This is a genomic window from Magnetospirillum fulvum, from assembly GCF_900108475.1.
In the GTDB taxonomy this organism is placed as follows: Bacteria; Pseudomonadota; Alphaproteobacteria; order Rhodospirillales; family Magnetospirillaceae; genus Phaeospirillum; species Phaeospirillum fulvum_A.
In genome coordinates this window covers 238,884-250,857 of record NZ_FNWO01000004.1, presented here as the reverse complement: position 1 = coordinate 250,857, position 11,974 = coordinate 238,884, and the positions used below count along the sequence as shown (strand labels likewise).

General features: G+C 64.4%; 6 protein-coding genes and 1 tRNA gene. 3 read left to right on the top strand and 4 right to left on the bottom strand.

The features are described 5' to 3' along the window. Positions 1 to 2: 2 nt before the first annotated feature. The 4 genes from BLW40_RS06660 to BLW40_RS06645 form a co-directional block, all read right to left on the bottom strand. Positions 3 to 1,724, bottom strand: a complete 1,722-nt coding sequence (locus BLW40_RS06660) for a TolC family protein (RefSeq protein WP_074766768.1) — start codon at positions 1,722 to 1,724, stop codon at positions 3 to 5. Positions 1,725 to 1,792: 68 nt separating this feature from the next. Further along, entirely contained in the window at positions 1,793 to 8,035 is a 6,243-nt protein-coding gene (locus tag BLW40_RS06655; RefSeq protein WP_074766766.1) for a DUF4347 domain-containing protein, read from the bottom strand. Then, positions 8,032 to 9,231 (bottom strand): TIGR03032 family protein, encoded by a 1,200-nt coding sequence (locus tag BLW40_RS06650; RefSeq protein WP_074766763.1) that lies wholly within the window; start codon positions 9,229 to 9,231, stop codon positions 8,032 to 8,034. The genes BLW40_RS06655 and BLW40_RS06650 overlap by 4 nt, the downstream gene beginning before the upstream one ends. A 238-nt stretch (positions 9,232 to 9,469) precedes the next feature. Beyond that, positions 9,470 to 10,375, bottom strand: coding sequence for a hypothetical protein (locus BLW40_RS06645; protein WP_074766760.1), 906 nt, complete (start codon positions 10,373 to 10,375; stop codon positions 9,470 to 9,472). Between the two features lie 244 nt (positions 10,376 to 10,619). Here BLW40_RS06645 and BLW40_RS06640 point away from each other — a divergent pair, with 244 nt between their 5' ends. The 3 genes from BLW40_RS06640 to BLW40_RS06630 all read left to right on the top strand — a co-directional run bounded on the left by BLW40_RS06640 (position 10,620) and on the right by BLW40_RS06630 (position 11,883). After that, on the top strand, positions 10,620 to 10,829 hold the full coding sequence (locus BLW40_RS06640) for a hypothetical protein (RefSeq protein WP_074766758.1): 210 nt from the start codon (positions 10,620 to 10,622) through the stop codon (positions 10,827 to 10,829). Between the two features lie 147 nt (positions 10,830 to 10,976). Next, a complete protein-coding gene (locus tag BLW40_RS06635) occupies positions 10,977 to 11,426 on the top strand; it encodes an RrF2 family transcriptional regulator (RefSeq protein ID WP_074766861.1) in 450 nt (149 codons plus the stop codon). A gap of 380 nt (positions 11,427 to 11,806) precedes the next feature. Next, positions 11,807 to 11,883: transfer RNA gene (locus tag BLW40_RS06630), tRNA-Asp, on the top strand. Positions 11,884 to 11,974 lie beyond the last annotated feature (91 nt).

Below are 11,974 nucleotides of genomic sequence, written 5' to 3'. Positions count from 1 at the left end.
TCTCATCGTCTCGGCGATTCGAACATCTCCTGGACGTTGGCGATCGCCCGCTTCAACAGATCGGGCTGATCGGCGGGCAGAGCCGGAGCGGACGACTGCGCCTCGGTCGATGACGCCGCCAGCGGTGCGGTAGTGGTGGCGACACGCACCGGTTCGGGAGCGACGGGCGGGGGCGAAACCGGGGCGGCGCTGGCGACGACGGGAGCGGGAGCGGGAGACTCGAGATCCTCGCCCTTGTTCCACCGTTCCAGCCGGGCGGCGATGGTGGTGGACAGGCCGTTCAGATCGGTCGCGGCGACGGTGTCGGGGATCAGATCCTGGCCCAGGGTCGCCTGCATCTTCGCATAGGCCTGCTCGACCTGGGCGTAGCTCTGGAAGCGGCGCAATTGCGAGGCGATCGCCGAGGCCCGGCCCGCCACCCGCTCCAGCACGCCCTGGGCGTCATTGGCGGTACGGGCTTCGGACAATTGGAACAGCCGACGATCGACCTGCCACAATTCGTCGGATTGCTGATACTGGCTGACCGCGTTCTGGAAATGCAACTGGCCGACATGAACCTGGGCCAACACCGCCATCCGCAGGGCGAGACGCTTGGCCTTGACCACCTCTTCGTTGGTCTCGGCATAATCGATCTGCGACTTGCCCGAGGCCAGATTCATCAGGTTCCAGGACAGCTTGGCCCCGGCTTCGTTCCATTGATTATAGGCGGCGAAGGAATTGCTGTCGTAATTGGTCCCGGCCGAGAAGGTGATGCCGGGCAGCAGCTTCAAGATCGCCTTGCGGGTATCATCGACCGAAATCCGGGTCAGATAGCCCTGCTCGCGCAGATCGGGATTCTGCACGAACGCCAGTTCCTCCATCCGCTCGAGCGAGGTGGTCCAGTTCGGCACCTCCAGCGTCTCGGGCACCGCCAGCGTCAGTTCGGTTCCCGGCGGCAAATTGATCAGCGCGGCCAGTTCGACCTTCGCCGTCGACAATTCCTGCTGGATCGCAGTCAACTGACGCAGGGTCTCCAGCATCGATTTCTGATAGCGCAGCGACTCGACCGGGGCGCGGAGGTTTTCCCGCTCGACCGTCTTGGCGCGGGCCAGGGCCTGACGGGCCTCGGCGACGGCGCGGTCAACGTCGCCCTTCAATTCCTGATAGGCGGCGGCGCGCCAGAAGGCGAAGCGGACCTCGGACACCAGGATGTGAACCGTCTTGCGGCGGCGCTCGGTCGCGATCAACGCTCGGTCGGCGTTCGATTTCGCCGTGAAGTAGGTGACGCCGAAATCCAAAATGTTCCACGACATCGTCAGATCGGCTGTCTTTAGAAACCGGTCGGAGGAATAGGTCGGGTTGACGTCGGCCGAGGTCGATTGGGTGTAGAGATCGCGCGACCGGGTCGCATTGGGCTCGGAGCGTTCGGTATAACCGGCATTGGCCATCAGCTTGGGCAGCAGGTCGAAGCTGTCGATTTCGGTCTGGCCCAGGGCCAGCGCCTCTTCCATCATCTTCGACCGCTTGTCGAGATTGTATTTCAACGCTCGGGCGATTGCGTCGGATACGGTCAACGGCCCCGTCAGCGGCTCGCCGCCTTTGAACATCTCGGCCCGGTCTTTGGCTGCCTGAGTGTTCAATTCCTCGGCGGTAAAGGGATCGGGCGTCAGCGCGCAAGCAGACACCAGAACCGCCACGGAAACCGATGCCATCAGCTTTTTTACCAACGAAACGGAAACCACCATACTCTCCCCCTCCGTGTCCGGCACCGCCCGGGTGCCGGATCATTCCCGCCACAGGATAAAACAGACCGTTACGCGACCTTGTTCAGGCGTGTCAGCCCTTCGACCACCGCGATTTGCTTGGCCAGACGGCCTTCCTTGCTCATCGAGTGCAATTGTTCGAGCAGCCCCGGCCGTCCCACCGGCTTGTCCGCCGCGACACGGTCGCCAGCGCCGCCCGTCTGCCCCGTCCGGCCACCGCCGCCGGGACGTTCGCCGCCGGGACGTTGGCCACCGGGACGTTGGCCATCCTGGCCGTCCGGCTGGGCACGCCCCTCGCCCGCGACACCGACCTCGATCCGGAAGGTCTGCACCGCCTGACGGCCTTCATTGTCGCGGGCGATGATCTTGACCGTCACCACCCCCCTGAAACCGGGCGGCGGGGTTCCCTCGAACGTCCCGGTCTTCGGATTGAACACCAGCCAGCCCGGCAGCGCCGCCCCGTCGGCCCGCGTCGCCGTCAGCGTCACGACCGCATCCGTCCTGGTGCTGGCGAAGGAATCCGCCGGGATGGTCACCGAAATCCGCTGGCCGAGGGCGAAATCGGCATTCCGGATCGGCGAATTGACCACCAAGGCGTCGGGCGCGCCCGCCGCCTTGGCCGCGACCGCGACCGCGAACGACCCCTCGGTCGAGACGGTGAAGGTCGCCGGAATGATCGTCACCGGCGTAACCGGGGTGGAGGGGTTCGAGTCACGCGGCAAGATCACCGGCGTCTCGACCTTGGGCGCGGGCGTCTCGTCGCGCACCACCGTCAGCGGCGGTTCAGGCGTCGTGTCGATCGGCGTCGGATCGGGGGTCGGATCGGGCGTCGGGTCAGGTGTCGGATCCACCGTCACCACCGGAATCGGCGTCGGCGTCGGCGTTACCGCCGGGCTCTGCCCGATCACCGTCGCCGCAACGGACAGAGTGGTGGTATCGGCCCCGCCATTCGCGGTCCCGCCATCATCCTTGACCTGGGTCAGCGTCACCACCCGGTTGCCGGTCGGCAGCGCGGCGGAGCCGTTCTTGTAGCCCAGCCCGTTGACGTAGCCCTGCCAGTTGGCGGCACTGTCGGACTTGGTCAGGGTCACCGTCGCGACGGTTCCCGTCACCGACACGGCATAGCCGATCGTGTTGGTCGCGGTGGTGCCGCTGGTGCCGTTGGTCAGCGCGATCTCGACGCCGTCGATCACCAGAATCTCGCTGGCCCCATCGGCCAGACCCGAGACGGTCAGCTTCACTTCGGTGACGCTCTGCCCGGTCTCGACCGTGCCGAGCGCGGCACCGCTGAACAGCGAAACCGTCGATCCGATCACGGTATAGGATGGGCTGGCCCCCGTCGCCGTCAGCGTCGGGGCCGAATTGATCGCGACCAGGGTCACGTCGGAATGCGCGGTCAGGGTGGCGCTGTCCGACCCGCCGCCGCTATCTTGGATGCCGGTCAGCGTCACCACCCGGGTCGCAACCGTCGGAGCCTGGCTGAGATTCTTGTATTGCAGCCCGTTGACCAGGGTCTGCGCCTGCGCCTCGGTGAAATCGCCGCCGCGGGTGATCGTCACCGTCTTGGTGCTGCCCGCGCCGCTGATGGCGACGACGAAGCTGTTGGCGGTCGTCGTCGTCGTTCCCGCCGTCAAGGCGACGTTCTGCCCATCGACGACGATGATTTCGCTGCTGCCGTCGCTGACGTTCGACACCGTGAAGGTCAGGGCATGGATCGCCTGCCCGCTGTCGCCCACGCCGAGCCCGACCGAAGCGCCGCTGAACAAAGTCACCGCCGTGCCGCCTTCGGTAAAGGTCGGGGTCGCGGTGGTGACGGAGAGGGAGGGCGCATGGTTGAGCCGCGCCACGCTCACCGTAGCCGCGATCGAAACCGCACTGGTATCGGCCCCGCCATTCGCGGTGGTGCCGCTATCCTTGACGCTGGTCAGCGTCACCACCCGATTTCCTCCGGTAATCCCCGCCCCGGTGCCGATATCCTGATAGGTCAGCCCGTTGACGTAGCCCTGCCAGTTGGCGGCACTGTCGGTTTTGGACAGGGTCACCGTCGCGGTGCTCCCCGTCACCGACACAGCATAGCCGATCGCGTTGGTCGCGGTGGTGCCGCTGGTCCCGTTGGTCAGCGCGACGGCAACACCGTCGATCACCAGTTTCTCGTTGGCTCCGTCGGCCAGCCCCGAGACGGTCAGCACCACCTGGGTGATCGACTGCCCCCCTCCTTCGATCACGCTGATCGACGATCCGCTGAACAGCGCCACCGCCGATCCGGCTTCGGTATAAGTCGGGGTCGCCCCCGTCGCCGACAGGCTGGGCGCGTCGTTGACCGGGGTAATGGTCAAAGTCGTCGTCGCCGCCGACCCGAAGGCGTACTGATCGCGCACCTGCCAGCTGATCGAGCGGGTAGCGCTGGCTACGGTCGGGTCGTGGTTGACGCTGTTGACGAAGGTCACCGAATCCAGCACCGCCTGATAATGGGCGACGGTGTCGCTGCCGCTCAGAGTCAGCACCCCGCCCGAATAGCTGGCGGTGATGTTGGTGCCGGCGGTGACGCAATTCAGGGTGTCGCCGGTCGCCAGCGTTCCGGCCGAGATCGTCACCGTCGCCCCGGTCATCGTCGCAGACCCGTTGGCGGTCAGGGTCAGCCCGGATTCCAGCGTCACCGCCGTGCCCCGCTCGGTATAGGCGGCGGTGCCGCCGACGGCGACGGTCGGGCCGGGCGCGCCGGTGATGGTGAACGCCTTGGAATAGGTGTTGCCGCCCAGATCCTGCGCCTCAATCGTCACATTGTAGACGGTCGAGGCGACCAGGGTCTGGCCGGTCTTCACCCGCAGGGCACCGCCCACCACCTCGAACTTGGCGGCATCGGCCCCCGACAGGGTATAGGTGAAGCTGTCGCCGGTGCTGGCATCGGTGGCCGACAGCGCGCCGACGACCGTTTCCGACGCGAGGCCGGAATAAGCGTGGGTGGCGGTATCCGCCCCGGCGATGGCGATATCGGTCGGAAGATAGGTGTCGATCGTCGTCGCGGCGGCGATCGCGGAGGTATAGGCGGTGTTGCTGTTGCCCGCACTGTCGGTCAGGACGATGCTGACCGCCGGATGTCCGCCGATGATATCGGTGTCGCCAGCCTGAACCGTATAGGTCGCGGTATAGGTGGTGGCGTTGATCCTGGCCAGGCTGGAGAGCGCCCGGCCGTTGATCGTGCCCGAAGCCAGCGTGTAGCTGTCGCTGTCGCTCGACACCGTGATCGTCGCCGTCAGGGTCTGGCCGATCTTGTAGGCGCTGCCGTCCAGGGTGACGTTGGTGATCGCGGGCGGGGTGTGGTCAAGCGTGTAGGTCTGGCCCGAAGTGAAGCCGGAAACGATCGCGGTGGTCCCGTTGGAGTGGGAGACAATACCGGTCCCGCTGGAATTCAGATCAAGCCGGACGGTGCCGTCGCCCGACAACCCGGCGACGTGGACGGTATAGCTCGACGATCCGTCCGCCCCGGCGGTCACCGTGACCACCGGGGTTCCGGTCACCCCGGCGCCGGTGGTGACGGTGAAATCGCTGGAATCGAGGCCGTCGATCGCATGATTGAAAGTGACGGTGAAATCGAGCCCGCTGCTCCCCTGGGTCAGGCTGGACCCACCGACACGGGTGATCGAACTGACCGTTGGGGCATCGACCGCGGTGATCACCAGCGCCTTGTAATAGGCGTTGCCACCGGCATCGGTCACCCGGACATAGATCTTGTAGGTTCCGACATTCAGCGCGTTCGGGCCGATATTCAGATTATTGCCGCTGATGACGAAGCTGGAATTGTCGGCGTCGTTGCTGCCATAGCCCGCCACCAGGGCATAGGTGAAGGTCTCCGACCCGCTGTTGGTGTCGGTCGCCGACAGACTGCTCACCGTCGAGCCCGCCGTCAGAATCGCCGTGGTCGTGGAGAGGACGATGTCGGTGGGGGCATGGGCGTCGATCGTCGTCGCGGTGGCAATCGCGGTGGTGTAGGCGGTGTTGCTGTTGCCGACGGCATCGGTCAGGACGATGCTAACCGAGGGATTGCCGGAAAAGACGTCGGTGTCGCCAGCCTGAACCGTATAGGTCGCGGTATAGGTGGTGGCGTTGATCCTGGCCAGGCTGGAGAGCGCCCGGCCGTTGATCGTGCCCGAAGCCAGCGTGTAGCTGTCGCTATCGCTCGACACCGTAATCGTCGCCGTCAGGGTCTGGCCGATCTTGTAGGCGATGCCGTCCAGGGTGACGTTGGTGATCGTCGGCGCGGTATGGTCGAAGGTGACGGTCGCACCGGCGGTATAGCCGCCCGAAATCGCCGCACTGTCCGAATTGGCGGTGATCCCGGTGCCGGAACTGTTCAAATCGAGCCGGAGAGCGCCGTCGCCGGTGATGCTGTCGACGGTGACGGTGTAGGTGGTGCCGCTGCCGGTGACCGAGGTCACCGTTCCGGCCACCGTTCCCGACGCCGCCGTCGCGGTAAAGTCGTTGGCATCGACTCCGCTTACCGCCCGGGAGAAGGTGACGGTATAGCTGACCTGGCTGGCATTGGTGGCACCGGACCCGCTGGCGCGGACGATCGACGACACCGACGGCGGCAACGCCGCGACATAGGTCCAGGCCGAATAGGCCACCACAGAACCGCCATAACCGTCGGCGGCCGTCACCGCCGAGCGGACCCAGTACCCGGCGTCGCTGTTGGTGGTGGTGTAGGTGGTCGCGGTCGCCCCGGCGATGGTCGCCATACCGGTTCCGCTGGCGTCGGACGCGCGCTGCCATATCCGTGTATAGGTGAGGGAATCGGCGTCAGCATCGGTCCAGGTGCCGTTGCTGGTGGTCAGAGTCTGCCCCTCGGTCGCGGTGCCGGAGATCGCGGGCAGGGCCGAGTTGACCGGGGCACTGTCGGCGACAAGAACCCAGGCCGAGTTCGCCGTGGCGGTGTTGCTGTGGTCGTCGGAGGCGCTGACCACCACCCGGATATATTTATGCGCCTGCGCCGAAGTGGGGGTGAAGGTGGTGCCGTTCGCGCCGTTAATGACGGCAACCCCCGATCCCGAGGCATCGTTGGCGACCTGCCATTGCTCGCTATAGGTGATCGGGTCGCTATTGGCATCGGCCCAGGTTCCGGTCGTCGCCGTGAAACCGGTCCCGACCGTCGTCCCGCCGCTGACCGTCGGAATCGCCGTATTGTTGGGAGCGACATTGTCGGCGCACTCGGCAACCATGGCAAATAGAGCGGTGTTAGCCGCCCCATCGTTTGTGTTCGTGTAGGCGGTCTGATATCCGGCGTCAAATTGCTGGCCGTTCATGTGAATCGTGTTGGTCACAAACCAGTAGTACGAACCGCCATAGGCCTGCGAGGTCAGCAAAACCGTCCCGCTTTGTGACGTGATCGTCGCTCCCGCCGAGTTGAGCGTCCCGTTGAAATTGCAGCCGAGGCAATGGGAAAAGTCCTGCATCCCCTGCAAGGTGAAGGGCAGCACCGTATCCATCACCCCGGTGGTGTATTCCAGCGTCCAATCGCCGTCGAGGCGGGTGGGACCGGTCAAATCGGTCGAGGCCCCGACCGTGATGTCGTTGCCGAGTTTGGCGGCCAGGGAATCGACAAAGGCCTTGCCCGCGTCGGTCGCCGCGATCGAGCAACCGTACAGCGACAACTCGCCGCCCTCTTTCAGCGCGCCGCGAATCGCATCGAGACAGGCGGACACCGAGTCGAGATTCTCGCTCCACAACCCTTCGGAGCCCAGGATGACGACGCCGCTGCTGCTGCCCTCGGTGACCAGATGAATCTCGTCGAGATCGTGGAATTTCGACAAAATCGCGGTCAGTTCGGCCAATTCGCCCCGCCCGTTGGCGTCGGGGGTCAGCACGATCACCGGAATCGACGGATCGATCCCCGCCACCAGGGTCTGCCAATCATCGACGGTGCCATCGACGATCACCACTTCCTTGACCGCATCGAACGAGGGCAGCGCCGACGATCCGGCGGCCGAGGCCGCCTCCTTCGCCGCGTTCGACGTGTCGGCCTCCTTGGCCGCAGCAGTCTGATCGGCCGCCGAATCCGAACCGGCCGTGTTGGACGTTGCCTCGCTCGTCTTGGACGCATCGGAGGACTCGCTCGCGGCGGCACTGGCCGACCCGGCTTCGGCGGCGGCGGCCTCCGCCGCGGGAGCCGAGTCCGAGGCCGCATGCGCCGCGTCGGACGCGGCGGCACCGTCGAACATCATTCGCGGTTCCAAAGCCATGATCAGCGGAGAGGCCAGACCATGCTTGCGCTTGCTGTCCTTGACGATCACGTTCATGACGGTGTCCCCTCGGTCAGGGTCTCGGGTTTGGAATCCGGCAGGGGCCGGGGCGGGGCAAAGACGAACTCCCCTTCGGGAGCGTGAATGACCCGCCGGTGCAACTGGGGCTCGGCGAATCCCGGCGTGTAGGGGCGGGTAATACCGGGCAAGAAGGCGACGTCGTACAATTCGGTCACCACCCCTTCGATCGTCAGCCAATGGACAGTCTGGCCGGTGCGGAGGTCGATGACAAGCAGACCGGCGCGCTGCGGGATGTGCAAATCCTCCAGCCGCGATTTCAGGGCCATCCCGGTCGAGAAGAAATTGTCGCGCAGTTTGGACAGGCCGATCACGGCGTAATCGCCGATGAAACACAGCCCGCGCGCGAAACCGGGGCACAGCGCCACCGGGACGAACCGCCCGTTATCGAGATAGCCAAAATCGCCATCGCCGGAATTGAGCAGCCACAACCGCCCCTGGTGCCAGCGCGGGCTGTGCGGCATCGACAGCCCGGTTGCGCACAGCACCTCGTCGGTGCGGATGTCGATGACGCAGCCGCCGCCGTTCTTGACCGCTTTCCAACCGATCGGGGTGTCGAACCGGCCGCACAGGGTGACATAGGCCAGTTGGCCGTCCTGGACCCCCATTCCATTGAGATGGCAGCGGTCCTCGGGCGACAAAGCGGTGATGAAATCGGGCTTCCACAACGGACGGAAGCCGTAATGGGGATCGACCGTGGCGATGCAGCTAAAGGCGGTGTTGACGAAGGCCAGTTCGTAGCCCCGTCCCTTGAAGATGCCGCCGGGAACGATGTCGTGAGTGTCGCAGCGGCCGATGAAATAGCCCTTGCGCGGCATGTAGACCGCTTGCCAAAGCTCGTCCTTGATGGTGAGAGAGCCGACGTTGGAGAACCGCCAGATCTGCTCCTTGTTGCTGACCCACAGCGCGCGCTCGTTGACGGCCAGCCCCATCGCCGAACCGACGATCCGCTCTTGCGCCACCGTCGCGCCATCCTCGTCGGCGAACAGGAAGAACAGGCGCGAGGATTGGTAGGTGGAAAAGGCGAGCGAGCCGCCGATCTCTTTCAACCAGGCGCCAAGACCGGGCGACGGGTGCAGCACCGGTTTCGGCTGCCGCTCCTGCTCCATCACGGCGGCGAGCCCCCCGCTCCCCTGGGGGCGGGCCGCGTTTTGAACTTGCGCCGCTGCGGTCATACGAACACCCGGAATTGATAGCTATCCTCGCCATTATTACCAGCGATCACTTAGTGTCAATTGTGGACTTTGGTCCATATCGAACAACGGAAAGGCGTAGGTGGGGCGTTGACCGTAGGGAATGCGGGTTTTTCCTGGTACCCGTAGAGTAATTAGTCGTAATTTTAATGGAATTTTATCGAAATCGCGGGTTTTACCCGATTAGGAGAAAGGAAGGAGGGCAACGCCCTCCTTCCTGTCACACCTCGATGTTGATCGATGCGACGGTAGTGACTTCGACGACGGATAGCGACAGGTCGGACCCGACCGCAACCGCTTCCGATCCGCCCCCTTCCGGGGAGGACGCCGGGTCGGACGATCCGTCGAGCGAGATTCCGAACGCGGACGCCGCCTTCAGAACCTCGCGGTTGGCCTTTTCGATCTCTTCGGAGGCCCGGCTGCCGGGCAGAACCTTCGAACGAAGATTCTCCAGGATTTTTTTCGCCAGTTGCAGCAATTCCCGGACCTGTTCCTTGATCGAGGGGTCGGCTCCGCCCGCCCCCGGTGCCGCGACCGCCTCGCCTTGGGATTGGGCGGCGGCGGTGTCAGCCGTCTGGCTTCCCTCCTCCGCGTCCGCCCCCTCCGCCCCGGCCCCGGTCGCGACGACAGCGTCCGAGGCCGCCGCTTCGGTCCCGGATGCCGCATCGAGCGTGGCGGCACCCTCACCCGACGCGACGCTGGCGGTGGCATTATCGAGCGTGGCGGCACCCTCGCCCGACGCGACGCTGGCGGTGGCATTGGCCTGAACCATGCCGCCGCCGCCGCCCCCGCTTGCGGCAGCATTGCCGAGGCTGCGGGCGATTTCCGCGACTTCCCGGGCAATCGCCCGGATCGTCCGGGGATCGGTCGCGGATTGGGCCAGCATCTTCAAGAGCTTGAGACGCGCTTTCTTTGCTTCGAGATCTTTGGTAGTGGCGAAGGCCTGGGCATCCTTTGCGCCCTGGGCCAGCTTTTTCGAGATGTTGATGGCATCCTCGAACTGGCGCTTCGCGTCCGGATCGGCTCGGGCGAAGACGTCCTCTTTGATCGGAGTCTGGCGGATGCTTTGGAACAGCGACTGCGCGCCGATCCCCTGCGAGGTCACGGAAAATCCGATATTGGGCATTCTAACCCCCATCATTGCGGCGGGACTTCTTCCCGCTTTCCCATGATAGCAAATCCATCCCCGACATGAAAGTCTCGCGCATTAGAGGTATCTCGCGACCATACAAGTCCGTCACCGGCAACAACCGGTACGAGACAAGATGAGTCCGCGCTGAAAAAGAGCGAGGACGAGGGACTGGATTTCGGTGCCGGGGATGACCACGTCCATCTGGTCCATATTCCTAATGAACACGGAGAAGGACGTCATGAGCAGAGTAGGGATCGTGATGGGGGCCGCTTTGCTGCTGGCCGGATGTGTCGAGGGCCGCTTCGAGCCCTTTGGCGGATTAGGCGACCCGGTCTGTATGCCGGACGGGTCGGTCGCGTTCTATCAGGAAGCCGCCACCGACGGCACCCTGGGTCAACCCCGCGCCAAGAAGGAATATTGCGCCTGGAACAAGCCCGCGAAGCCCTGATCCGGCCCAACGGCAGACGCCTCCCGTCCTATCGAGACGGGGGGCTTTCGGCGTTGATTGCCCCAACCCTCCCCGTCGGGCCGATTCGAGCATTGACAGCCCCTGCTCCAATCGCTTCTTCTTATGATCTATCAACTGGGTGGTGTGATGCTGTCGAGCAAGGCGAAGTACGGGTTAAAGGCCATGGTCCATTTGGCCGAACGCGAAGGACGGGGACCGGTTCTGATCGCCGAAATCGCCGAGGCCGAACGCATTCCCAAGAAATTTCTCGATACGATTCTGCTCGAACTGAAGAATCACGGCCTGCTGTCGAGCAAGAAGGGCAAGGGCGGCGGCTATACCCTGGCCCGCCCGGCCGAACGGATCATGACGGGCGAGATCATCCGCATCCTCGACGGCCCGCTGGCCCCGGTGCCCTGTGTGTCGCGGTCGGCCTACCGCCCCTGTCCCGATTGTCAGGACGAAGCGACCTGTGCCGTTCGCGGCGTGATGCAGGACGTTCGCGATGCCATGGCGGCGATCGTCGACAACACCACCTTGATCGACATGTCGCGCCGACGGGGTCGGATCGAGCCGGTCCTGATGTACGATATCTGACCGCGTCCCGCCGTCGCGGGCATTGCCTCTTCGGCAAAGCAGATCCTCTCCTTCCGAATGAGCGGCAAAAGCGGAACGATGTCTTTGCCACCCTCTGCGGCACTGGTCGCCGAGCCTTTTTGGCGGACCAACCAAGGATACTAAGACTTATTGGTAATTTTGTACCGTTAACTCAATCCAATATTTATGATACTGTAAATCGAGGGAAACATAGTCTAATCGCTGACCCCAGCCTGTACCACGGATGGAAAGGTCGCTTTTCGCATGTAGGTATTTGTCACGAATGCCGACGCGAAATTATCCATGCCCCATCCTTGTTTGCTTGACAGTCTGGGATCACTGTATTAGACCGACTCTCCCCGTACCGGTGACCGGACGGAGGGGGTGTAGCTCAGTTGGTTAGAGCGCCGGCCTGTCACGCCGGAGGTCGCGGGTTCGAGCCCCGTCACTCCCGCCACCCGGCCCCGATCGGTCCGGGTTGGAGTCGGATCGGTCTCAGCAGGGGTCGTCATCGAGCGGCGGCGGCGGTAACGTCGGCTCCGCTCGCG